The organism is Brevundimonas sp., from assembly GCF_016463295.1.
In the GTDB taxonomy this organism is placed as follows: Bacteria; Pseudomonadota; Alphaproteobacteria; order Caulobacterales; family Caulobacteraceae; genus Brevundimonas.
This window is the reverse complement of sequence record NZ_JAEMRO010000034.1, coordinates 1-22,996: the sequence shown is the minus strand read 5'-3', so window position 1 is coordinate 22,996 and position 22,996 is coordinate 1. Positions and strand designations below refer to the sequence as shown.

At 66.2% G+C, this 22,996-nt stretch carries 25 protein-coding genes; 11 read left to right on the top strand and 14 right to left on the bottom strand.

Annotation, left to right across the window (positions count from 1 at the left end; genetic code table 11):
- Positions 1 to 243: 243 nt before the first annotated feature.
- Positions 244 to 1,038, top strand: a complete 795-nt coding sequence (locus JHC81_RS08750; protein WP_292173438.1) for an exodeoxyribonuclease III — start codon at positions 244 to 246, stop codon at positions 1,036 to 1,038.
- Here JHC81_RS08750 and JHC81_RS08745 read toward each other — a convergent pair.
- Both JHC81_RS08745 and JHC81_RS08740 read right to left on the bottom strand, forming a co-directional pair.
- Positions 1,035 to 1,721 carry a response regulator gene (locus JHC81_RS08745; protein WP_292173435.1) on the bottom strand — a complete coding sequence of 229 codons (687 nt, stop codon included), beginning with the start codon at positions 1,719 to 1,721 and terminating at the stop codon, positions 1,035 to 1,037. The genes JHC81_RS08750 and JHC81_RS08745 overlap by 4 nt on opposite strands.
- A gap of 61 nt (positions 1,722 to 1,782) precedes the next feature.
- Entirely contained in the window at positions 1,783 to 2,481 is a 699-nt protein-coding gene (locus tag JHC81_RS08740; RefSeq protein ID WP_292173432.1) for a YggS family pyridoxal phosphate-dependent enzyme, read from the bottom strand.
- Between JHC81_RS08740 and JHC81_RS08735 the strand changes: the two genes are divergently transcribed.
- On the top strand, positions 2,480 to 3,145 hold the full coding sequence (locus JHC81_RS08735) for a thiamine phosphate synthase (RefSeq protein WP_292173430.1): 666 nt from the start codon (positions 2,480 to 2,482) through the stop codon (positions 3,143 to 3,145). The genes JHC81_RS08740 and JHC81_RS08735 overlap by 2 nt on opposite strands.
- 6 nt (positions 3,146 to 3,151) lie before the next feature.
- Here JHC81_RS08735 and JHC81_RS08730 read toward each other — a convergent pair whose 3' ends face one another.
- A complete protein-coding gene (locus JHC81_RS08730) occupies positions 3,152 to 3,535 on the bottom strand; it encodes an NtrZ family periplasmic regulatory protein (RefSeq protein WP_292173427.1) in 384 nt (127 codons plus the stop codon).
- Positions 3,536 to 3,840: 305 nt separating this feature from the next.
- Here JHC81_RS08730 and JHC81_RS08725 point away from each other — a divergent pair, with 305 nt between their 5' ends.
- From JHC81_RS08725 to holA, 4 genes are all read left to right on the top strand, one after another.
- The gene (locus tag JHC81_RS08725; RefSeq protein ID WP_292173425.1) at positions 3,841 to 4,311 is read left to right on the top strand and encodes a DUF3576 domain-containing protein; all 471 of its coding nucleotides are present in this window, start codon (positions 3,841 to 3,843) and stop codon (positions 4,309 to 4,311) included.
- A 78-nt stretch (positions 4,312 to 4,389) separates the two neighbouring features.
- The gene (leuS, locus tag JHC81_RS08720) at positions 4,390 to 6,981 is read left to right on the top strand and encodes a leucine--tRNA ligase (RefSeq protein ID WP_292173422.1); all 2,592 of its coding nucleotides are present in this window, start codon (positions 4,390 to 4,392) and stop codon (positions 6,979 to 6,981) included.
- Entirely contained in the window at positions 6,981 to 7,469 is a 489-nt protein-coding gene (gene lptE / locus JHC81_RS08715) for an LPS assembly lipoprotein LptE (protein WP_292173418.1), read from the top strand. Before leuS ends, lptE begins: the two co-directional genes overlap by 1 nt.
- Positions 7,470 to 7,479: 10 nt before the next feature.
- On the top strand, positions 7,480 to 8,532 hold the full coding sequence (gene holA / locus JHC81_RS08710) for a DNA polymerase III subunit delta (protein ID WP_292173415.1): 1,053 nt from the start codon (positions 7,480 to 7,482) through the stop codon (positions 8,530 to 8,532).
- Positions 8,533 to 8,569: 37 nt separating this feature from the next.
- On the opposite strand, the gene JHC81_RS08705 is transcribed toward holA, so the two are convergent.
- From JHC81_RS08705 to hemE, 11 genes are all read right to left on the bottom strand, one after another.
- Positions 8,570 to 8,755 (bottom strand): hypothetical protein, encoded by a 186-nt coding sequence (locus JHC81_RS08705; RefSeq protein ID WP_292173411.1) that lies wholly within the window; start codon positions 8,753 to 8,755, stop codon positions 8,570 to 8,572.
- A gap of 26 nt (positions 8,756 to 8,781) precedes the next feature.
- Positions 8,782 to 9,621, bottom strand: coding sequence for a ParB/RepB/Spo0J family partition protein (locus JHC81_RS08700; protein ID WP_292173440.1), 840 nt, complete (start codon positions 9,619 to 9,621; stop codon positions 8,782 to 8,784).
- An 81-nt stretch (positions 9,622 to 9,702) separates the two neighbouring features.
- Positions 9,703 to 10,515 (bottom strand): ParA family protein, encoded by an 813-nt coding sequence (locus tag JHC81_RS08695; protein ID WP_292173409.1) that lies wholly within the window; start codon positions 10,513 to 10,515, stop codon positions 9,703 to 9,705.
- Positions 10,499 to 11,119 (bottom strand): 16S rRNA (guanine(527)-N(7))-methyltransferase RsmG, encoded by a 621-nt coding sequence (gene rsmG, locus JHC81_RS08690; protein ID WP_292173406.1) that lies wholly within the window; start codon positions 11,117 to 11,119, stop codon positions 10,499 to 10,501. Before rsmG ends, JHC81_RS08695 begins: the two co-directional genes overlap by 17 nt.
- A 136-nt stretch (positions 11,120 to 11,255) precedes the next feature.
- A complete protein-coding gene (gene mnmG / locus JHC81_RS08685) occupies positions 11,256 to 13,115 on the bottom strand; it encodes a tRNA uridine-5-carboxymethylaminomethyl(34) synthesis enzyme MnmG (protein WP_292173403.1) in 1,860 nt (619 codons plus the stop codon).
- Between the two features lie 94 nt (positions 13,116 to 13,209).
- A complete protein-coding gene (mnmE, locus tag JHC81_RS08680) occupies positions 13,210 to 14,520 on the bottom strand; it encodes a tRNA uridine-5-carboxymethylaminomethyl(34) synthesis GTPase MnmE (protein ID WP_292173402.1) in 1,311 nt (436 codons plus the stop codon).
- Positions 14,521 to 14,653: 133 nt separating this feature from the next.
- Complete coding sequence (locus tag JHC81_RS08675) at positions 14,654 to 14,884, bottom strand: DUF6489 family protein (RefSeq protein WP_292173400.1); 231 nt, start codon at positions 14,882 to 14,884, stop codon at positions 14,654 to 14,656.
- Between the two features lie 130 nt (positions 14,885 to 15,014).
- Positions 15,015 to 16,439: a transcription termination factor Rho gene (gene rho, locus JHC81_RS08670; RefSeq protein WP_292173398.1), complete on the bottom strand. Its 1,425-nt coding sequence runs from the start codon at positions 16,437 to 16,439 to the stop codon at positions 15,015 to 15,017.
- Between the two features lie 209 nt (positions 16,440 to 16,648).
- Positions 16,649 to 17,128 (bottom strand): CopD family protein, encoded by a 480-nt coding sequence (locus JHC81_RS08665; protein WP_292173394.1) that lies wholly within the window; start codon positions 17,126 to 17,128, stop codon positions 16,649 to 16,651.
- The gene (gene hemH, locus JHC81_RS08660) at positions 17,128 to 18,192 is read right to left on the bottom strand and encodes a ferrochelatase (RefSeq protein ID WP_292173392.1); all 1,065 of its coding nucleotides are present in this window, start codon (positions 18,190 to 18,192) and stop codon (positions 17,128 to 17,130) included. Before hemH ends, JHC81_RS08665 begins: the two co-directional genes overlap by 1 nt.
- Positions 18,189 to 19,235: a uroporphyrinogen decarboxylase gene (gene hemE / locus JHC81_RS08655; RefSeq protein WP_292173389.1), complete on the bottom strand. Its 1,047-nt coding sequence runs from the start codon at positions 19,233 to 19,235 to the stop codon at positions 18,189 to 18,191. The genes hemH and hemE overlap by 4 nt, the downstream gene beginning before the upstream one ends.
- A 526-nt stretch (positions 19,236 to 19,761) precedes the next feature.
- Here hemE and JHC81_RS08650 point away from each other — a divergent pair.
- The 5 genes from JHC81_RS08650 to JHC81_RS08630 form a co-directional block, all read left to right on the top strand.
- Complete coding sequence (locus tag JHC81_RS08650; protein WP_292173387.1) at positions 19,762 to 20,631, top strand: pyruvate, water dikinase regulatory protein; 870 nt, start codon at positions 19,762 to 19,764, stop codon at positions 20,629 to 20,631.
- Positions 20,628 to 21,263 (top strand): nucleoside triphosphate pyrophosphatase, encoded by a 636-nt coding sequence (locus JHC81_RS08645; protein WP_292173385.1) that lies wholly within the window; start codon positions 20,628 to 20,630, stop codon positions 21,261 to 21,263. Before JHC81_RS08650 ends, JHC81_RS08645 begins: the two co-directional genes overlap by 4 nt.
- Complete coding sequence (locus JHC81_RS08640; RefSeq protein ID WP_292173382.1) at positions 21,260 to 22,066, top strand: NAD(P)-dependent oxidoreductase; 807 nt, start codon at positions 21,260 to 21,262, stop codon at positions 22,064 to 22,066. The genes JHC81_RS08645 and JHC81_RS08640 overlap by 4 nt, the downstream gene beginning before the upstream one ends.
- The gene (gene coaE / locus JHC81_RS08635; RefSeq protein WP_292173378.1) at positions 22,063 to 22,704 is read left to right on the top strand and encodes a dephospho-CoA kinase; all 642 of its coding nucleotides are present in this window, start codon (positions 22,063 to 22,065) and stop codon (positions 22,702 to 22,704) included. Before JHC81_RS08640 ends, coaE begins: the two co-directional genes overlap by 4 nt.
- Positions 22,705 to 22,710: 6 nt before the next feature.
- Positions 22,711 to 22,996 (top strand): exonuclease domain-containing protein (locus JHC81_RS08630; protein ID WP_292173375.1); only part of this gene is annotated, 286 nt, incomplete at its 3' end.

Below are 22,996 nucleotides of genomic sequence, written 5' to 3'. Positions count from 1 at the left end.
TTTCCACGTCCTGTGTCTTTCTGGACACAGAGCGGCGAGAGCCGATCTGACCGTTTGGGATTGTCATCCCTTCCCGGCGGCGAGAGAGACACCTTTGAGCGCCCGGTTGGAAACGACCGGGCGTTTTTTCTTTCCTCCGTGCGCCAACGCTCGCCGCGCGGCGGCTCGCTGCCTGAGCGCGGCCACCGCCCTCCTCTTTTTCTGGTGCTACCCCTCCCGGCCTGACACCGCTAAGACCGCGCCATGCTTCGTATCGCCACCTGGAACATCAACTCCGTTCGACTGCGCATCGATCAGGTCGCGCGGTTCGTCGCCGAGAGCGGCACCGATGTCCTGTGCCTGCAGGAGATCAAATGCCTGGAGGACCAGTTTCCCCGCGCCGCCTTCGAGGCGATGGGCATGCCCCATCTCAAGATCGGCGGTCAGAAGGGCTGGCACGGCGTCGCCATCGCCAGCCGCAAGCCGATCACCGAGGCCCCCGTCCTGGACGTCTGCCGCGAGAAACACGCCCGCTGCGTCGGGGTTATGGTGGATGGTGTCGAGGTGCAGAACTTCTACATTCCCGCCGGCGGCGACGTGCCCGACCGGGCGCTGAATCCCAAGTTCGACCACAAGATGGACTATTACGAGCGCCTGACCCGCGAGATGGCGGGCCGCGACAAGCAGCAACCGCTGGTTCTGGCCGGAGACTTCAACATCGCGCCGGGCGAGAACGACGTCTGGAACCACCGCTACATGTCCAGGATCGTCAGCCACACCCCGCTGGAAGTCGAAACGCTGCGCCGTCTCCAGGCCGCCGGGGGCTTCTGCGACGTCGTGCGTGACCAGATCCCGGAGCCCACCAAGCTGGCCAGCTGGTGGAGCTATCGCGCCGCCGATTTCCGCAAGTCCAACCGCGGGCTACGCCTCGACCATCTGTGGACCTCGCCCGGCCTGACACCCGCCGTCCTGCCCGGCACGGCCCGCATCCACGATACCGTCCGCGAATGGATTCAGCCCAGCGACCATGCGCCCGTGACGATGGATCTCGACGTCTAGGGCTGTAGTCGGTACCCGCCCGCATCTGTCAGCAGCAGCCGCGCCTGGCCAGGCTCGGGCTCGATCTTCTGGCGCAGGCGATAGATGTGGGTTTCCAGCGTGTGGGTCGTGACCCCGGCGTTGTAGCCCCAGACCTCGGTCAGCAGCTCCTCGCGCATCACCGGCTTGCCGCCCGCACGATAGAGATACTTTAGGATATTGGTTTCCTTCTCCGTCAGCCGGACCTTCTTGGCCTTGTCGTCGATCAGGACCTTGGCGGCGGGGCGGAACTCATAGGGGCCGATGCGGAAGACAGCGTCTTCGGACTGTTCGTGACTGCGCAGATGGGCGCGGATGCGGGCCAGCAGGACGGCGAACCGGAAAGGCTTGGTCACATAGTCGTTGGCCCCGGACTCCAGCCCCAGGACAGTGTCTGAATCCGAAGACTGGGCCGTCAGCATGATGATCGGCGTCGTCACTCCGCCCGAGCGCAGCAGGCGACAGGCCTCGCGGCCGTCCATGTCGGGCAGGTCGAGGTCCAGCAGAATCAGGTCGGCCCGCACCTCGCGGCCCATGCGCACGCCGTCCGTGGCCGTCGAGGCCTGTATCGGGCGAAACGCCTCGTGCAGGGCCAGCTGCTCCGCCAGCGCCTCGCGCAGGTCGTCGTCGTCGTCGATGATCAGGATCGTCTTGGGTGCGGCCATGACTGTAACAATGGCGAGCGTTGCGGCATTCGCCAAGGGCAGGGCGCGATTAGACGCGGTTTCAGGCGTCGCGAGCGCCAAAAAGCGCCGATCCGACCCGCACATGCGTCGCCCCGGAAGCGATGGCAGCCAGATAGTCGCCGCTCATCCCCATCGACAGAACGTCCAGCCCGTGGTCGCACGCCAGCCGGGCCAGCAGGGCGAAATGCGGAGCCGGATCTTCGTCGGCCGGCGGGATGCACATCAGACCCTCGACGGTCAGGCCCAGGGTCCGGGCCTGTTCGATCAGGGCCGGAGCATCCACGACCGCCACCCCCGCCTTCTGCACCTCCGCACCCGTATTGACCTGAACCAGAACCCGGGGGGCCAGACCCATCGCCTGTCCCGCCGTCGCCAACGCCTGGGCCAACTTTGGCCGGTCCAGGGTTTCGATCACGTCGAACAGGGACAGGGCTTCCCGAACCTTGTTGGTCTGCAGCGGTCCGATCAGGCGTAGATGCAGGTCGGGGTGCAACGGGCGACGGTCGGTCCAGCGCGCCATCGCTTCCTGCACGCGGTTCTCTCCGAACACGCGCTGGCCGGTGGCCAGGGCCGCGTCGATGGCCTCTGGCGGCTGGGTCTTGGTCACGGCGGTCAGGGTCACATCGCGGGGGTCACGGCCCGCTATAATGCAGGCGGCCGAGATGTCCGCCCGCACGGTGGCGAACCGGGCCGCGATCGGGCTGGACGACGCTGCGGGAAGGGGGGAAGAGATGGCCATGAACCGTGCGGACGCCGAAACCCTGTGGGATGTCGCCAGCGTCCTAGCGCGCGAGGCCGCCAAAGTCAGCCGCGCCGATGGTCGCCCCAGTCCGGGTAATGCACTGAACCTGCCGCCTCTGCTGTTCTTCACCGATCCAGATCGAACACCGCGCCCGTGGGAGACGGCGGCGCGACTGCCAGCCGGGTCCGGCGTGGTGTTCAGGCACTTCGGGCGAGCCGACGCCCATGACACCGCCCGGCGGCTGCGCGAGGCGACGGCGCAGCGGGATGGCCTGTTGCTGATCGGGCTGGATGCCGAGCTGGCCGAGCGTGTCGGAGCCGACGGGGTGCATCTACCGCAGCGGGCGCTGGATCAGGTCGGCACCTTGTCGGCGGCGCGGCCCGACTGGCGCATCGCCGGGGCTATGCACAATCTGGAGGGGCTGGATGCGGCGTCTGGATTGGATGCGATCGTCGTCTCGCCAATCTTCCGAGCCGGCGGGGCCTCGTCCGGCAAGACACCGCTTGGATTGCATGGCTTGGCGCAGTTCGTCGCCAGGAGTTTTGTTCCGGCCTATGCCCTGGGTGGTATCGACAGCGGCAAGGCGCGATCGCTCATCGGGTCCGGAGCTTGCGGCCTGGCAGGGGTTGCGGCGATACAGTCGGCCTTCGGCCCGGACTGAAGCGGTCTAGAAGCGGAAGATCGATTCCAGCCGGAAACGCGGGGCGGCGCGCTGGTCCGGGTCGCGCTGGCGGGCCGGATCGACCTCGGGCTCGGCCAGGCCGGCGGCGGCCCCGACGCGCAGACGCGGATTGACCCGATAATAGGCCCCGGCCTCGACGTCGCCGAGATTGCGCTCGCGACCGACAGGCTGGTTCAGATTGAGGTCCAGACCCCAGCGACCGCGCTCCGTAAAGCGCAGACGCGACTGGCCTGAAGGCGTTACCGCAGCGGCACGCTGGGCCTCGGTCAGGTTGACGCTGGGACGGCTGGATTGCGCGGCGGCCACGTCAGCGACCGCCAGGAGCATCAGCCCCCCGACCAGTCCAGCGATGACGGCACCTGCACGCATGACCTACCCTTGACGCCGCGCTGGATTTTTCTGCGCGATCCTTGCTGCGATTAGGCACCTGTCGCCCTCGCGGTCAACCGAACGTGGCGTGTGACAGCCCGTTCCACAAGACTCACTGCGCCGCTGTGGCGCTGGCGTCACGCCCGGGCGCGGCACGATCCGCGTGCGGGATGCGACTTCGCCTTGTCATCGCCCCTTTTCGCCGTGTTATAGAGCACAGCGACAGGCCTCGATCCCGCAAGGATCGGGTCCGGCTCGTGCGCGGATGGGTCCGCCGCACGCCTTTGATAAGGATGGAGTGTCTGATGGTGCTGGTTCGCGGCGCAACGATTGCCTTGATCGCTTCCGGCATCGTGCTGAGCGGCTGTTCGGCGGATCGCCCCTTTGGTCCCACGATCGGTGACGTCTTCGGGGGCGGCAATGCCACCCGGGCCGCAGCGAACGCCCAGCCCGGCATCGGCGTGAACGCCTTCCTGTGGCGCGCCACGCTCGACACGCTCAGCTTCATGCCGCTGGCCGGGGCCGATCCCTGGGGCGGCGTCGTGAACTATGACTGGTACAGCGACCCCCAGACACCGAACGAGCGGTTCAAGGCCACCGTTTTCATTCTGGACACCCGCCTGCGCGCCGATGCCCTGAACGTCACGGTCAACAAGGAAGTCCGCGATGCCGCCGGTCAATGGACCGCCGCCCCGGTCGCCGCCCAGACCGAGACGGACCTGGAGAACGCGATCCTGACCAAGGCGCGTCAGCTCAACCTGTCCAACACCCGCTAAACCCAAGCTATCGAGACCCGCCTCCTTCAGGCTCGCCTTCAGGACGCGCTAAGTCCGAAGACCGACCGAAGGATTCCCGTGGCCGCCACTCGCTACGACCCCAAGACCGCCGAACCCCGCCAGCAGGCCCGCTGGGCGGCGGCCGATGCCTTTTCCACGCCGACCCAAGGCACGGGAAAGCCGAAATACTACGTCCTGGAAATGTTTCCCTATCCGTCGGGCAACATCCACATGGGTCACGCCCGAAACTATGTGATGGGCGATGTGGTGGCGCGCTCCAAGCGGGCCCAGGGGTTCGACGTCCTGCACCCCATGGGCTGGGACGCCTTCGGACTGCCGGCCGAGAACGCCGCCATCGAGCGGGGCATCCATCCCGGCGACTGGACCTGGTCCAACATCGCCACCATGCGCGACCAGCTGAAGCTGCTGGGCCTGTCGCTGGACTGGTCCAGAGAGTTCGCCACCTGCGACCCGGCCTATTACGGAAAGCAGCAGGCCTGGTTCCTGGAGCTGTTCAAGCGCGGCCTGGTCTACCGCAAGGAGGCCGTGGTCAACTGGGATCCGATCGACAACACCGTCCTGGCCAATGAGCAGGTCGTGGACGGTCGCGGCTGGCGCTCGGGCGCAGTGGTCGAAAAGCGCACCCTGAGCCAGTGGTTCCTGCGCATCACCGACTATGCGGACGATCTGATCGAGGGGTTGAAGGAACTGGAAGGCCGCTGGCCCGACAAGGTCCGGCTGATGCAGGAGAATTGGATCGGCAAGAGCCAGGGCGCGACCGTCTGGTGGCCCATTGATCAGGCCCCGGAGTTCCTGCCCACATCAGACGCCGGCCAGCCCAATCACGCCCGCGATCCGATCGAGGTCTATACGACCCGGCCCGACACCCTGTTCGGGGCCAGCTTCCTGGCGCTCGCCCCGGATCACCCTCTGACCAAGGCCATCGCCGAACACCGACCGGACGTGGCGGCCTTCATCAAGGCCTGCGCCCAGACCGGGACGTCGGAAGCCGACATCGAGAAGGCGGAGAAGCTGGGCGTCGATCTGGGCCTTCGCGTGCGGCATCCGCTCGATCCCGAGCGCACCGTCGGCGTCTGGGCCGCCAACTTCGTGCTGTCGACCTATGGGTCCGGGGCCATCTTCGGTTGCCCCGCGCACGACCAGCGCGATTTCGAGTTCGCAACGAAATACGGTCTGCCCATCATGCCGGTCGTCAAGCCCGACGGGGCGGGAGACGACTTCGGCGTCACGGACGAGGCCTATACAGGACCCGGCACCATCTTCCGCTCGGGCTTTCTGGACGGACTGGACGTCAATGCCGCCAAGGCCGAGGCGATTGCCCGGCTGGAGGCGCAGGACCAGGGCAAGGGCGCGACGCTGTATCGCCTGCGCGACTGGGGCGTCAGCCGTCAGCGCTACTGGGGTTGCCCGATCCCGATCGTCCACTGCCCGAAGTGCGGCGCGGTGCCTGCGGCGGACCTGCCGGTCGAACTGCCGAAAGACGTCACCTTCGACACGCCCGGCAATCCACTGGACCGCCATCCGACCTGGAAGCACGTCAAATGTCCCAGCTGCGGGACTGATGCGACGCGCGAGACAGATACCCTCGATACCTTCGTCGATTCCAGCTGGTATTTCGCCCGCTTCACCGACCCGACAGCCTCCGAGCCGATCTCGCCCAACGCTGCCGATCACTGGCTGCCGGTCGATCAGTATATCGGCGGTGTCGAGCATGCGGTGCTGCACCTGCTCTATGCCCGCTTCATCAGTCGTGCGCTCAGCGATGCCGGGCTGATGACGGTCAGAGAGCCGTTCGCGGGACTGTTCACCCAGGGCATGGTCGTCCACGAGACCTATCGCCGGGCCGACGGGGCCTGGGTCGAGCCTACGGATGTAGAGCTGACCAATGATGCCGGCAAACGCTCGGCCCGCCAGCTCTCGACCGGCGAAGCCCTGACCATCGGCGACATCGAGAAGATGTCGAAGTCCAAAAAGAATGTCGTCGCGCCCCAGGAAATCGTCGACACTTACGGGGTCGACGCCGGCCGCCTGTTCGTCCTGTCGGACAGCCCGCCTGAGCGCGATGTGCAGTGGACTCCCGGCGGCGTCGAGGGGGCCAGCCGCTTCGTCCAGCGCGTCTGGGCCGAGGTCGATGGCTATGACCCCGCCTTTGCCGGGGAAGCCGAAGCCAATGCCGCCCTGGTCCGCGAGACGCACAAGGCGATCAAGGCCGTGTCCGAAGGGATCACCGGCTTCCGCTTCAACTCCGCCATCGCCAAACTCTACGCCTTCGTCGCCACGATCCGCGACAGCGCCAAGGCGGGGGGCGAGGCCAAGCGTGAGGCGCTGAAGGCCCTGCTGGGTCTGGTCGCGCCGTTCACGCCACACCTGGCCGAGGAAGGCTGGACGCGACTGGGCGAAGAGGGGATGATCCTGGACGCGCCCTGGCCGGTCTATGATCCGGCTCTGGCGGCCGACGACGAGGTCACCCTGCCCATCCAGGTCAACGGCAAGCGTCGCGGCGAAATCCGCGTGGCTCGCGGGCTGGCCCCGGCCGAGGTGGAGGCGATCGTCATGGCCGATCCGGAGGTGCAGTCGCGGCTGGAGGGTCAGACGGTGAGGAAGATCGTGGTGGTCAAGGATCGCATCGTCAATCTGGTGGTCGGCTGATGCGCGGGCTGGGCCTGACGATTGTCGCGGTTGCGGGACTTCTGGTCTCTGGCTGCGGCTTTACGCCGATTTATGGCGATGGGGGTGCGGTCGGTTCCAGCCTGTCGCGCATCGCCGTGACGACCCAGGACGACCGGCTGGGCTATCGCGTTCGAGAGCAGCTGGAGGACGCCTTGGGCCGGAATGGTGCCGCGGCGCCTCTGTACCGGCTGGAGACGGCCATCGAACAGTCGCGTCGCCCGCTGGGGCGCCGCATCGACGACACCGCGACCCGCTATGAGCTGACCGTGCGTGGGGCCTGGACCCTGACGCCGCTGAATGGCGGGGTGCCTGTGACGGGCGTCGAGACCGTCACCACCACCTATGCCGCCGCCGATCAGCCCTATGCGGCCATCGCCGCCCAGCAGGACGGCGAGGAACGCGCCGCCGCCGAACTGGCCCGCCTGATCCGCCTGGACTTGATGCGGACGCTGTCGGCACAGCCGTGAGGATTACCCCGTGATCCTGGCCAAACGGCCCGAGGTCGATCGCTTTCTGAAGGCTCCGGACAAGGGTGTCCGCGCCGCCGTCATCCACGGGAAGGACCGATCGGGCGTGGCCGAACGGGCCGAGATCCTGTGCAAGGCGATAACCCCGGATCTGAACGACCCCTTCAACGTCACCCTGCTGACCGACAGCGACATCGACGGTGACGAGGCCCGCCTTGAAGAGGCTTTGACGGCCCTGAGTATGATCGGTGGGCGCCGCCTGGTCCGCGTGCGCCTGGGGGCCGAGAAGGCCTCGATCGACAAGATGCTGGCCGCCGCCCTCAAGGCCCATGCCGACGGAGGATACAATCCCGACGCCATGCTGGTCATCGAGGCCGGGGCCCTGGGCCGCGACTCGGCCCTGCGCAAGGCAGCGGAGGCTTCCAGCGGAGCTGTCGGCATCGCCTGCTATGAGGACGAGACGGGCGACGTCGCCCGCATGACGCGCGAGGCCCTGGCGGCGGACAAGGTCGGCCTGACCGGCGATGCCCTGGACCGGTTTGTTTCCCGCCTGCCCCGCGAGCGCGGCCTGATGCGCCAGGAGATCGAGCGGCTGGCCCTCTACATCGGCCCCGGCTCGGGCCGCACCATCGATGTCGAGGAGCTGGAGACCCATCTGGGCGTCGAGCCCGATGCCTCGCTTCAGGACGCCGCCCTGCAAGCCTTCGGCGGTCGCCCCGCCCCCGCCCAGGCCGGATTGCGCCGCGCCTTTGCCGAGGGAGAATCCCCCGTCATGGCCGTGCGCCAGGCCTCGATCCATCTGGGCAAGCTGCGCCGCATCAATGTGCTGCAATCCAATGGCGCAGGCTCCAAGGAGGCCGCCAAGGCTGCTGGCGTCTTCTGGAAACAGGAGGCCGAAATGCTGCGCCAGGCCCGCAACTGGCGGCTGGAAGACCTCGACCGCGTGCTGGACAGCGTCAACGCCGCCGACATCGCCACCAAGACAACCGGCTCGCCCGACCAGTTGATCGCCGAGCGTCTGATCCTGGAGATTTCCGCCCGCGCGAGGCGGCTGGGGCTCTGAAGTTTAGGCCTAACGCGCTTCGCGCTACTTGAGGCCTCTAGCCTCGCTTTGAAGCCTTGCGGAACGCCGGCTTGTTGGCCGCCGCATTCTGCTGGGCGACCTTCTTCTCGGCATGCTGACCGGGCTTGAAGCCGCCAGCCGAGGGCGCGGCGCTTCCCGCCTTCTTGGCCGCGAGGGCCTTCTTCATCGCTTCGGCGGTCGGGTTGGAAGGTGTATCGTTCATGGTGTTAGCCTAGCACGACATCGCCGTCACAGCCGCATCAAACGCCGGCACAGGTCGTCCAGCTGTTCCAGAGAGCCGTAGCGCAGGGTCAGCTCGCCCTTGCCGCCCTTGTCGGCGAGGCTGACCTTCAAGCCCAGGGCGTCGGCCAGATCCTGTTCCAGCGCCGCGATGTCGGCGTTGCCGCTCATGTCGATTTCGCCGGGCCGGGTCTTCTTCGGCTTGGGGCCGTCTGCAGCGCGACGGGCCAGAGCCTCGGCCTGGCGGACGTTCAGCCCGTCCCTGACGACCTGCTCGGCCAAGGCTCCCGGATTAGGCGCAGTGATCAGGGCCCTGGCGTGGCCCGCGCTCATCTGACCGCTGCGGACATACTGCAGGACGTCGTCGGGCAGTTGCAGCAGGCGCAGGGTGTTGGCAACGTGACTGCGGCTCTTGCCGACCACGCCGGCGACCGCGTCTTGGGTGCGGCCGAACCGCTGCATCAGTTGGGTATAGGCGTCCGCCTCTTCCAGCGGATTCAGGTCGGCGCGCTGGACGTTCTCGATGATGGCGACCTCGAAGACCTCGACGTCGTCCATCTCGCGCACGACGATCGGCACCTGGGTCAGACGGGCCATCTGCGAGGCGCGCCAGCGGCGTTCGCCCGCGATGATCTGCCAGACGCCATCCTCGCCCGGTTGCGACCGCACCAGGATGGGCTGAAGGACACCCTTGTCGCGGATCGAAACCGAAAGTTCCTCCAGATCGCCTGCATCGAAGACCTTGCGGGGCTGGTCCGGATTGGGCTTCAGGCTCTCGATCGGGGCCATCTGCACGCCGGTGGGCACGGGCGAGCCGTCGACCGGGGCCTCGTTCACCTGTTCACCCAGAAGGGCCGAAAGGCCCCGGCCCAGACCCCGTTGGGGGCCACGTTTGGCGTCGGTCAAGATGCTGATTCCGTTCTGTTAAGGTCAGGCCGCCAGCAGGCGGCGCTTGCGTTCGCGCGACACGACCTCGCGCGCGAGGCGCAGGTAGGCCTGGCTGCCGGCGCATTTCAGGTCATAGATCAGGGCGGGCTTGCCGAAAGACGGAGCCTCGGCCACCCGCACATTGCGCGGAATGATGGCGTCATAGACCTTGTCGCCGAAATGGGCCCGCACATCGTTGGCGACCTGGCCAGACAGGGCACTGCGTCGATCATACATGGTCAGCACCAGCCCCTGGATTTCCAGCGAGGGGTTCAGGCTCTGGCGCACCATGTCGATGGTCTTCATCAGCTGGGTCAGACCCTCCAGCGCAAAGAATTCGCACTGTAGCGGCACCAGAACCGCATCGGCGGCGGCCATGGCATTCAGCGTCAGCAGGTTGAGCGACGGCGGGCAGTCGATCAGGACATAGTCATACTTCGTATGGCCATCGGCACCCTGCCCCGCCAAGGCATCCTTGAGCCGGAAGGATCGACGGTCCGCCTGGCTGAGTTCGATCTCCACGCCCGACATGTCGGCGTCGGCTGGAATGATCCAGAGGCCCGGCACACTTGTTTGAACCGCAGCATCATCCACCGACCGCCCGTCCACCACCACGTCATAGATGGTCACCCGCCGTGTTTCACGTGGAACACCGAGACCCGTGGAGGCATTGCCCTGAGGGTCCATATCCACGATCAGCACCTTTTCGCCGATCGCCGCCAGGGCAGTCCCTAGGTTGATGGCGGTTGTCGTCTTGCCGACCCCCCCCTTCTGATTGGAGACGGCCAGGATGCGGGTCTTACCAGGTTTTGACACGGCTGATGCCCCGAACAGATACGATACGGCCGCGCGGGTCACTGCGCGAGACAGAGAGGTTGCTTTTGAACTGCCAGACCTTGCGCGCCTCGGCTACCTCAGCCTCGGCCTTTTCCCCCTTCAGGAACAGGCCCGTGGCACCGCGCTGTAGATAAGGCTGTGCATAGCCCAGAAGCTTTTCCATCGGGGCCACCGCGCGGGCCGTCACGACCTCGACGGTGACCGCATTGTCTTCGGCCCGCCCGTTCAAGACGGTGGCCCGTAGGGACAGGCCATCAACGACTTCCTGCAAGAACCGGCAGCGCTTGCCCAAACTGTCGATCAGCCAGACGTGGCTCTTGGGCTGGGTCTTCAGCATGATGGCCAGAACAATGCCGGGAAAGCCCGCACCAGCGCCCAGATCGGCCCAGGTCTGGGCACCGGGCGCATACTCAAGCAACTGAGCCGAATCCCAGATGTGGCGGTTCCAGACATCGGGCAGGGTGTCGGGTCCGATCAGGTTCATCACAGCATTCGCCTCGGTCAGCCGGGTGATGAACCGTTCGAGATCACCCATTTGGGCGGGCGTGGCGTTGGTGAGGGCTTGGAACTCTGCCGGGGTCATCGATCTATCTCCTCCTCATGAAATGGGAAGGGGGACCGCGAAGCAGTGGAGGGGCTGTAGGCCGGTCGCCCCTCCGTCACGTCGCTACGCGCCGCGACACCTCCCCATGGCATGGGGAGGAGACGAACATCCTGTCTCACGCAGCCACCTTGCGTTTAACGTGGGACAGAAGCGCCGTCAGGGCACCCGGCGTCATGCCTTCGATCCGGCCGGCCTGGCCGAGCGTACGAGGCTGGACCAAGGTCAGTTTCTCCCGTGCCTCGTTCGACAGGCCGCCGATGGCTGCATAGTCGAGGTCCACGGGCAGGGCCAAGGCCTCCTCGCGGCGCAGCGCTTCGGCATCGGACGCCTGACGATCCAGATAGGTGGCGTAACCCGCATCGATCTCGACCTGATCCCGAACGGCCGTCGACCAGGTGGCGATCTGGGGATATGTGGCTTCAAAGTCGGCCAGACTCACGCCGGGATAGGCCAGAAGATCGCGCATCGTTCGGCGCTGACCGTCCGCATTCACCGGGATGCCCAAGGCCGTCGCCTCCTTGGGCGTAAACTGTGTTTCACGTGAAACAACGGCCGCCTCGGCCAGCTGCGCCGCCTTGACCTCAAACGATGCTCGGCGGTCCTTCGCGACGATGCCCGCCGCTATCGCCAAGGGCGTCAGTCGCTGATCGGCGTTGTCGGCACGCAGCGTCAATCGGTACTCCGCCCGGCTGGTGAACATGCGATAGGGCTCGGTCACGCCGCGCGTCACCAGGTCGTCGATCATGACGCCGATATAGGCCTGGTCCCGGCCGAGGATGATGGGGTCGGCCCCCGAGGCGGCACGCGCGGCGTTCAGTCCGGCGATCAACCCTTGCGCCCCCGCCTCTTCATAGCCGGTCGTGCCGTTGATCTGACCGGCCAGATAGAGGCCCGGCCGCTTCTTGACCTCCAGCGCGGGGGTCAGTTCGCGCGGATCGACATAGTCGTATTCGATGGCATAGCCGAAGCGGAATGCTTCCACGGCTTCCAGACCGGGAATGGTGCGCAGGAAGGCCGACTGGGTCGCATCCGACACCGAGGTCGAGATGCCATTGGGATAGACGGTGGGATCGTCCAGACCTTCCGGTTCCAGGAAGATCTGGTGCGAGGTCTTGTCTGCAAAACGCACCACCTTGTCCTCGATCGAGGGGCAGTAACGGGGTCCGCGACCGGACAGATGGCCGCCATAGACGGCGCTCTCGCCCAGATTCTCGGCAATGATCCGGTGCGTCTCGGCATTGGTATGGGTTATGCCGCAGGCGATCTGAGGCACATCGATGCGGTCGGTCAGGAAGCTGAAAGGAACGGGCTCTTCGTCCGCCGCCTGCATCTCCAGCCGGTCCCAGGCGATGGTGCGCCCGTCCAGACGCGCAGGCGTTCCGGTCTTCAGTCGACCCATCGTCAGGCCTGCGCCATAGAGGTCCGCCGCCATGCCAGTCGACGGGGCCTCGCCGTGGCGCCCCGCAGGAATACGCTGGTCGCCCTTGTGGATCACGCCGTTCAGAAAGGTGCCGGTCGTCAACACGACGGCAGCGGCGCGAAGTTCCAGCCCCTCCCCCGTCGTCACGCCCACGACGCGAGAATCGTCCATGATCAGCGTTTCGGCGGTCCCGGCCATCAAGGTGAGATTGGGCGTATGCGCCAGTTCGGCCTGCATGGCCTCACGGTACAGGCGGCGATCGATCTGGCTGCGTGGGCCCTGGACCGCCGCGCCCTTGGAGCGGTTCAGCAGGCGAAACTGGATGCCTGCACGGTCGCCCAAGCGACCCATCAGGCCATCCATGGCGTCGATCTCACGAACGAGGTGCCCCTTGCCCAGACCGCCTATGGCCGGATTGCAGCTCATCTCGCCGATGGTTTCGAGCTTCTGGGTGAGGAGCAGCGTGCGGGCCCCCGCGCGTGCGGACGCCGCCGCAGCCTCGCATCCCGCGTGGCCGCCGCCGATCACAATGACGTCGAAACGGGTGGAGTTCATGCGTGGGGACATAGGACAGACCGGGCCTAAAAGCCAGACGTCACAAGGTCATGCCGGTAAGGTCGTACCGTGTTTCACGTGAAACAGACCGGCGTTACTTGCCGATGCAGAAGCTGGCAAAGACCTCCCCGAGCACATCCTCGACCCCGATGGCGCCGGTGACGCGGGCAAGGGCGTCGGCGGCCCGCCGCAAGTCATCGCCGGCCATTTCGGGGGAAATGTCCAGCGCCCGCCGACCAGCCTCGACCGCGCTCAAGGCTTCAACCAGACGCAGCCGGTGCCGCTCGCGCGTGACAGCCGGAAAGTCGGCCCCCGACAGATCCGCTTGTAGTCGAGATGAAAGCCAGTCGTGCAGGGCCTGAAGCCCCTCGCCGGTCGTGGTGCTGACGCTGATCGCAGACACGTGCGCGGGCGGCACCGCCCCGAGGTCAGCCTTGGTGAAGACGGTCAGGTCGTCGGCCTTGGCGAATGTCGCCGCCACGCCGTCAGGATCACCCGGTCCGCGCACCCACAGACGCAGGTCCGCCGCCTCGGCGCGCGCTCGTGCCCGCCGCACGCCCTCGGCCTCGATTGGATCGTCGCTTTCGCGCAGACCCGCCGTATCGGATAAGGTCACCGCATAGCCGCCGATGACCAGTTCGGCATCCAGCACATCCCGGGTCGTGCCGGCGATAGGCGTAACGATCGCCGCCTCGCGCGCGACCAGGGCGTTGAACAACGACGACTTGCCGGCATTGGTCTCGCCGATCAGGACGATACGATAGCCGTCACGGACCCGCTCCCCGCGGCGGGCATCCGCCAGGGCTGCCTTGAGGTCCGCGATCAGCGCGTCCAGCACAGGGCCGGCGGTTCGGGCCAGATTGTCGGGCACCTCTTCGTCCGGAAAATCGATCTCGGCCTCGACGAGAGACAAGGCCTTCAACAGGTCGCGGCGAAAGCCGGCGTAGGTCTGGGACAGGGCCCCATCCAGCTGCCCCAGCGCCTGCGCGGCCTGGGCCGACGTCTCGGCGTCGATCAGATCGGCCACCGCCTCGGCCTGGGCCAGATCCATGCGACTGTTCTCGAAGGCGCGGCGGGTGAACTCGCCGGGTTCGGCCGGGCGCAGGCCGAGCGCGATCAGGGCCGCACTGACGGCCTCCACGACCGCCCGTCCGCCATGGAGGTGGAGCTCGGCGCAGTCTTCGCCGGTATAGGATTTCGGGCCCGGAAAGCGCAGGACAAGAGCCTGGTCAAGGACAGCCTCGCCGTGGCGCAGCGTCCGTAGGCTCGCCATGCGAGGTTTCAAGTCGCCCGCGCCAAGCGCGCTCAGGGCCTCATCGGTGCCGGCCCCGGACAGACGCAAAATGGCGATGGCCCCGCGGCCGGGTGGGGTGGCGAGGGCGAAGATGGTGGGGGTCGCAGTCATTGTCTCCTCCCCCATCGGGGGAGCGGGACCGTCCGAAGGATGGTGGAGGGGGCAGGTCCAGACGTCAGCGTTTGAGGTTGGCCCCATCCACCGCTTCGCGGTCCCCCTCCCCCGATGGGGGAGGAATGTTGACTCACCCCTTGGGCACCGCCGCTTCCATAAGTTTGCGGAACTGGTCCTGCGCCTGAAGCCCAAAGCTGGTCCAGGTCTTCATCAACTCTTCCGGCTGCATGGCTGTGATGTTCTCGTCCATGCGGCGCTGCATCTCGGCGACCAAGTGGTCGTTGAGCGGCGCGACGTCCGGCAGGCCCAGAAAGGCGCGCGCCTCCGCCGGGGTGCAATCCACCTCTACCGTGACCTTCATGGCTCCGCTCCATCCGTTTCACGTGAAACAACATACTTGATGTTCCTAACGCCTGACACGCGGTGTCAGGCTACTTGAGGAACGACCCCTCATATAGAGAGCGCCCGCGGCGCGAGAGATAGGGCCAGAATTATGTGTTCATCGACTGGAAGAAGTCCGCGTTGTTCTTGGACTGGCGCAGCTTGTCGAGCAGGAATTCAATCGCGTCCTGCGGACCCATGGGGTTCAGGATGCGGCGCAGAACATAGGTCTTGGCCAGCTGATCCTTTGGCGTGATCAGCTCTTCCTTGCGGGTGCCGGACTTCAGTACGTCGATGGCCGGGAAGATGCGCTTGTCAGCAACCTTGCGGTCCAGCACGATTTCCGAGTTGCCGGTGCCCTTGAACTCTTCGAAGATCACCTCGTCCATGCGCGAGCCCGTGTCGATCAGGGCCGTGGCGATGATGGTCAGCGAGCCGCCTTGCTCCACATTGCGCGCAGCGCCGAAGAAGCGCTTCGGCCGCTGCAAGGCATTGGCGTCGACACCGCCGGTCAGGACCTTGCCCGACGAGGGTACTGTCGCGTTATAGGCCCGGCCCAGGCGCGTGACCGAGTCCAACAGGATGACGACGTCGCGTTTGTGCTCGACCAGGCGCTTGGCCTTTTCGATCACCATTTCGGCGACGGCGACGTGGCGGCTGGCCGGCTCGTCGAAGGTGGAGGCCACGACCTCGCCCTTCACCGTACGCTGCATGTCGGTGACTTCTTCCGGCCGTTCGTCGATCAAGAGGACGATCAGGAAGACCTCGGGGTGGTTGCGCTCGATCGACTTGGCGATGTTCTGCAGCATGACCGTCTTGCCGACCCGCGGCGGAGCGACGATCAGGCAGCGCTGGCCCTTGCCCAGGGGAGCGACGATATCGATGACCCGGCCCGAGCGATCCTTCAGGGTCGGGTCCTGGATCTCCATGATCAGACGCTCGTCGGGATAGAGCGGTGTCAGGTTGTCGAACAGCACTTTGGTCGAGACCATCTCCGGGTCTTCGAAGTTGATGGTGTCGACCTTCAGCAGGGCGAAATAGCGCTCGCCTTCACGCGGGCCACGAACGGCTCCATGCACCGTGTCGCCGTTACGCAGGCCAAAGCGGCGGATCTGCGACGGCGAGACATAGACATCGTCCGGACCCGGAAGATAATTCACGTCCGGGCTGCGCAGGAAGCCGAAGCCGTCAGGCAGGATTTCCAGAACGCCCGAGGCGATGATCTCCACCTCGTCATCGGCCAGAGTCTTCAGAATGGCGAACAGCAGGTCCTGCTTGCGCAGGTTGCCGGCGTTCTCGATCTCCAGACCCTCGGCGAAGGCAACCAGGTCGGCGGGCGTCTTGTCGTTCAGTTCCTGCAGCGTGATCCGACCGTTGGGCACGCTGGATTCGCCGCCCTCGTCATCCTCGTCCTCCGCCGCTTCCTGATCGACCATGGGCAGGTCGGCGGCGGCCGGTGCGCCATGTTCGACCTCGGTCGCGGCATCGTCGGCGGAGGTTTCAGCTTCAGCGGGGGTGTCAGTCTGGTCGGTCATGATAAGCCATCAGCGTCATCGCCGCCGGACAGGGTGTCGGGCGGGCGGGAAAAATCTGGAAATGTCGGACCCGAGGGTCAGGGGAGTACGACGGGCCCCCGCGGTCGAACCGGCGGGCGTCGCAAAGAGAGAGGGACCGCCCCAAGACGGAGGACGGTTCGCGGCCAGCGAAACCACGCCACGCCGCTCAGGTCAAGCGTCGCCGCGCTTCAGAACACCCACTGCGTCGTCACCGAAAACACCATGACGATGGCCAGCAAAAAGGGAATTTCGTTGGTCATGCGCCAGAAGCGGCCCGTGCGGGTCGAGGTTCCGGCCTGAATGCGTTTGAACTGACCCGCCAGATAGCCGTGCCAGCCGCTGAGCAGGACCACGCCTAACAGCTTGGTCGCCATCCAAGGCTGCGCCAGGAACCTCCAGCCTTGGCCGAACTGAACGACATGGATCTCGATCATCCAAACGCCGAAGATCCACGATGCGATCATGGCCGGGTTGAGGATGATCTTTAGAAGGCGGCGCTGCCAGGGACGGAGCAGCGCCCGCATCTCGGAGCGCAGCGGCTCGGCCTTGTCCACCTGTTCGGCGTCATAGGCATAGAGGCGCGGCAGGAACAGCAGGCCGGCCATCCAGGCGATGACCGCAAGGATATGCAGCCCACGGACGATCTCGAAGGTGGTGGCGACGTCCATCACGCCGCCTTGTGCTGACACTGATAGGGACAGGCCTTCCAGCGCCCTTGGCAGCCCGGCCCATGCGGGGCCACACCCTGTCGCGGCAGGGCCTCGATCACGGCATCAGCCAGGGTGTCGATGAACAGGGGTGATACACCGACTGCCGGCGTCCTCAGATAGGGCGAGACGCCCAGCTCATGCGCCAGCTCGCCGTATTCGATGTCCAGTTCGACCAGGGTCTCGATGTGTTCGGAGACGAAGGCGACGGGCACGACGATCGCCCCCACCCCATCCTGGGCGGCCTGTCTGATGGCATCCGGCGTCGCGGGGCCCAGCCATTTCATCGGTCCCACACGGCTCTGATAGCACAAGGTCCAGGCGTCGGGGGCCAGGCCGGCGGCGGCGGCGATGGCGGCACAGGTCGCCTCGACCTGCTCCTGATAGGGGTCGCCCTTTTTCGTCACCAGCATTTCGGGGATGCCGTGGGCCGAGAACAGCACCCGCACGGCGGCGTCACCGGCCTCGGCCAGCTTCTGGCGCACGGCTTCAGCCTGGGCCTGGATCCAGCCTGTCCCTTGCGGATAGCAGCAGACGGTGCGGCTCTGGCCCGGGCCGGCATAGACCTCATGCCAGCGCTTCAGCGAGGACTCCGTCGTCGTCGTCGAAAACTGCGGATAGAGCGGCAGCAGAACGATCTCGTCGGGGCCAAAGGCGGCGACATCCACCGCCGTCTCCTCGGTCAGAGGATGCCAGTAGCGCATGGCGATGAAGGTCCGCACCTCGTCTCTCGGCAGGCGATCGGTCAGGACAGCGCGCAAAGCCTCCGTCTGACGCCGCGTCTCAGGTAGCAGGGGCGAACCGCCCCCCATCAGGGCATAGTTGGCCTGGGCACTGGTCTCGCGTCGGCTGGAAATCAGCCGAGCCAGAGGCGTGCGGAACAGCCCCGGCAGTCCGATGATGGCCGGATCGTTGAACAGGTTGAACAGGAACGGCTTGACCGACGCCTGGTCGTCCGGCCCCCCGAGGTTGAACAGGACGATGGCGATACGCCGTCCGCTGCGAGTTTGGCTGGCGTCCGTCACTGGGCAACGATCCGGCGCAGGACCTGTTCGACGTGGGCGACCGGCACATCCGGCATGATCCCGTGACCCAGGTTGAAGATCCACGGCCCGTCGCCCCAGGCGGCCATCAGCTGATCGACGCGCCGATCCAGTGCCTCGCCTCCGGCCCGCAGTAGCAGGGGATCGAGCGCGCCCTGAATAGGCTTGATGGTCTGAACCCGCTTGCCGATCTCCAGAGGGCAAGCCGTATCCAGCGCCACGGCCTGAACATCGACCTCGGCGGCATAGCGTTCGGCGTGGGCGGCCGAGCCTCGCGGGAAGCCGATCAGGGGCACGGTGACGCCCAGTTCACGGGTACGGGCCACCAGCGCCTGATGCGGTCGCAGGACCAGGCGCTCGAACAAATCGTCCGGCAGACCCTCGGCCCAGCTCTCGAAGATCTTCAGGACCTGCGCCCCGGCATCGGCCTGCATCTTCAGATAATGGGCCGTGGCCTCGACCAGGACCTCCAGCGTTCCGTCGACGCGGGCCGGGTCCTCATAGGCATATTTCCGGGCCGTGGCGCGCTCGCCCTTGCCGATCGTATTGTGGTGGCCGTCCAGCATATAGGTGGCGACGGTCCAGGGGGCGCCGGCAAAGCCGATCAGGGCCCGCTCCGGGTCCAGTTCGGCCCGGACAAGGGACAGGGTCTGGCCCACCTGGTGAAGATACCGGCCCGCGCCCTCGGCCTTTTCGCGCATATGGCCGACCGACGGCATTTCGCCCAGGCGAGGCCCCTCACCAGTCTCGAACCAGACGTCCTGGCCCAGGGCCTGAGGGATCAGCAGAATGTCCGCAAAGACGATGGCCGCATCAAAGCCCAGCCGCTTCATCGGCTGCAGCGTCGCCTCGGCCGCCATCTGCGGGTTCAGGCAGAAGGCGATGAAGTCGGGTGCCTGGGCCCGCAGAGCCCGGTATTCCGGCAAGTAGCGCCCGGCCTGACGCATGAACCACACCGGAGGCCGGTCAGTCGTCTCTCCGGCCAGAACGCGGAGAAGCAGGGGTGTGTCAGCGTGCGTGGTCATTGGATTGGGCTTAGCCTTCGGTACCGCCCCGCTCAAGCCCGCCCATGTCGCACCCCCTTCCTTCTCAATCAAAGAATCGAAGATTGAATTGAGGAGGAAGGTAGGGCCGGGGACAGCGTGGATAATCGCCAGCATCGCTCCGCTTTCGGAGCGTTTGTCCCAAGGTCGTCATGTCCGGGTGATCAGCGCATCGGCAGGCTGGGGGAAGCGGGGATAAGTTCTAACGAGACCTTAACGAACGGCCTTCTGAGGCTTACCGGGCCTGGGACCAGCTGGGGGCCGTTAAGACCTTGTTAAGGAACTCCACAGTCGATCGGGGGACAGGATCAAGCTTCCGGACAGTTCCCGCCCTGGGGGTCGCTCCTGTCCACCGTCGTCCCCGCTCGCCGGGTGAAGATGCGGGCGCTATAGGGATGGGACCCCCGGTCGTCACGGTTCGGCGCCCCGGCTCGTCCACAGGAGTCCGCATCATCTTGAGCGATCATCCCCATCTGCGATCATCGACATCTGTCAGGAGCGCAAAGGCATGAATGCGGCGCGCACCGCCGGGCGTTCGCGTCTGGCGACCTATTTCCATGTGCATCTGGTCTCGGATTCGACCGGTGAGACCCTGAACGCCATGGCCAAGGCGGTGGTGGCGCGGTTCGATGGCGTCATTCCGATCGAGCACATCTATGCCCTGGTCCGTTCCGACCGCCAGATGGAGCGGGTCCTGGCCGAGATCGCCTCGGCCCCTGGGGTGGTTCTGCATACCCTGGTGGATCGCGAACTGCGCGATCAGCTGGAGGAGGGGTGCCGTGTGCTGGACATGCCCCAGATTGCGGCGCTGGATCCTCTGGTCGGGGCCCTGTCCCGCTATCTGGGCGCGGCCCTGTCGACGCGGGTGGGGGCGCAGCACGCCTTGGACACTGACTATTTCAACCGCATCTCGGCCCTGGATTTCGCCATGGCGCATGACGATGGCCAGGGCACGACGGAGCAGCTGGAGGGGGCCGACGTGGTGCTGTGTGGTGTGTCGCGGACGTCCAAGACCCCGACCTGCATCTATCTGGCGCACCGCGGCATCCGCGCGGCCAATGTACCGCTAGTGCCCAATCAGGAGGATGGCGAGCGGCTGGTGGGTCTGAAGAACCCCCTCGTTGTCGGTCTGACAGTCTCCCCCGACCGGCTGGTCCAGATCCGGCGCAACCGCATCGATGGGCTGAACGCCTCGCACACCAGCGCCTATACCGATCAGGAGGCTGTGCGTGACGAGACGGTCAAGGCCCGCCGGGCCTTCGAGCGTCGCGGCTGGCCGGTTATCGACGTGACGCGGCGGTCGGTGGAGGAGACGGCGGCGGCCATCATCAATGTGCTGAATGAACGTCGTACCCAGCGGGCGGGAGCCAACTGGTGAGCCGTTCTGATGCGCTATCGTCCTTAAGGCTACTTGAGCGCCCGGAACGCCTGATCCTGGCCTCCAAGAGTGCTGCCCGCCGGGCCATGCTGGAGGGGGCGGCGGTGCCGTTTACCGTCCATGTCGCCGATGTGGACGAGGACGCGATCAAGGCTCAACTGACTGATCACGACGCCGCCGAGCTGGCCGTAGAATTGGCCCGGGCCAAGGCCCTGGCGGTGTCACGCCATCATGAAGACGCCTGGGTGCTGGGCGCGGACCAGACCCTCGCCTTCGACGGCGGTCGGGTATCCAAGGCGAAGTCGCTGGAGGCAGCCCGGGCGCGGTTGGCGCAGATGCGGGGTCGGTCGCATCAGCTGCATTCCGGCGCGGCCCTGGCCCGCAACGGCCAGATCGTCTGGTCGGGCGTGGATACGGCGACCCTGACGATGCGCGATTTTTCCGACAGCTTTCTGGACAGCTATCTGGCGACGGAGGGCGAGGGCCTGTTGTCCTGCGTCGGATCTTACCGGCTGGAAGGCATGGGCGCGCAACTGTTCGAGGGGGTTGAGGGCGACTATTTCACCGTCCTTGGCCTTCCGTTATCTCCAGTCCTGGCTGAACTGCGCCGCGCGGGCGTGCTGATGTCATGACCGCCCTGTCGCGCCTCGCCGGGGTGGCCGGCCAGCCTATCGCTCATACCCTCAGCCCGCTGATCCATTCGACCTGGATCACCGCGGCGGGGCTGGACGCCAGCTATGAGCCATTCGGTCCAATGGATGAGCCCGCCTTCGCCGCCTTGGTGGACGAGGGACGCGCGGGGCGGCTGACGGGGCTGAACGTTACGGCTCCCTACAAGAGCCTGGCACTCGCCCTGGCGGATCAGACCAGTATCGTGGCCTCGACCTGCGGGTCCGCCAATCTGCTGACGTTTCAGGAGGGGCGGGTTCATGCGGACAGCACGGATGGAGAGGGTCTGATGCAGGCCCTGGCCGAACAGGCCCCGGATCTGAACGTGGCGGGCCAGTCCGTGGTCATTCTGGGCGCGGGCGGGGCGACGCGGGCGGCGGCGGCCGCATTGAAGGCAGCGGGGGCCAGGGTCGCCCTTCTGAACCGGACGCGATCAAAAGCCGAGTCGCTGGCCGACGACCTGGGCCTGGTGGTGGCGGGCCCCGAAGCGCTGGAAGAGGCCGCCCTCGTCGTGAATGCCCTGTCGGTACAGCCGGAGTCCGATGTGGGCCGGCTCAGACGCGACGCCGTCCTGATGGACATGAGCTATCGACCGCTGGTCACGCCGTTCCTGGCGGCCGGACGAGCGAGGGGCCTGCGCACCGTGGATGGGCTGGCCATGCTGATCGGACAGGCCCGGCCCTCGTTCGAGGCGATCTTCGGTGTGCCTGTGCCGCCGGTGGACATCCGCCAGGTGGTGATGGACGCCTTGGGAGAGTCCGCATGATCGTCCTCGGCCTGACCGGCTCCATCGGCATGGGAAAATCGACGACGGCGCGGATGTTCGCCGATCACGGTGCCCTGGTCTGGAATGCGGACGAGGCCGTGCATACGCTCTATGCCAAGGGCGGGGCAGCGGTCGAACCCGTCGATGCGGCCTTTCCCGGCGTGGTCGTCGAGGGGGCCATCGATCGTGCCCGTCTGGCCGAGGCTCTGGGGCGGGACGATCAGGCGTTCCGGCGACTGGAGCAAATTGTGCATCCGCTCGTGGCAAGGGGTCGCGCCAACGACCTTGTGAAGGCGGAACGACGCGGGGTAAAACTGGCGGTGCTCGACATCCCCCTACTGTTCGAGACCGGCGGAGACGCCGCCGTCGATGCCGTGGTTGTGGTCACGGCGGATGCGGACATTCAGGCGGCGCGTGTCCTGGCCCGTCCGGGCATGACCCGAGAACGGTTCGGGGCTATAATAGAGCGCCAGATGCTGGATGCGGAGAAGCGTCGGCGGGCCGACTTCATCGTCGATACGGGCCACGGGCTGGAGGCCGCGCGAGCGCAGGTCGCCGAAATCGTGGGGACGGTTCTGTCGCCGGGGTGGACACCCCCGCGCCGGACTCTTTCGCCAGAGGCCGAAGCGCCCCATTAAGACGTCATGACGCGCGAAATCGTTCTCGATACGGAAACCACCGGCTTTGATCCCCGTACAGGAGATCGGCTGGTCGAGGTCGGCTGTATCGAAATCCAGGACCTGCTGCCGACGGGCCGGACGTTCCACCGTTTCGTCAATCCGGAACGACTGATCCCCGCCGGGGCCATGGCGGTGCACGGTATCACCGACGAGCAGGTCAAGGATGCGCCCAAGTTCAAGGAGATCGTCCGTGATCTGATGGACTTCATTGGCGACGCGCCGGTGATCGCCCACAATGCCGCCTTCGACC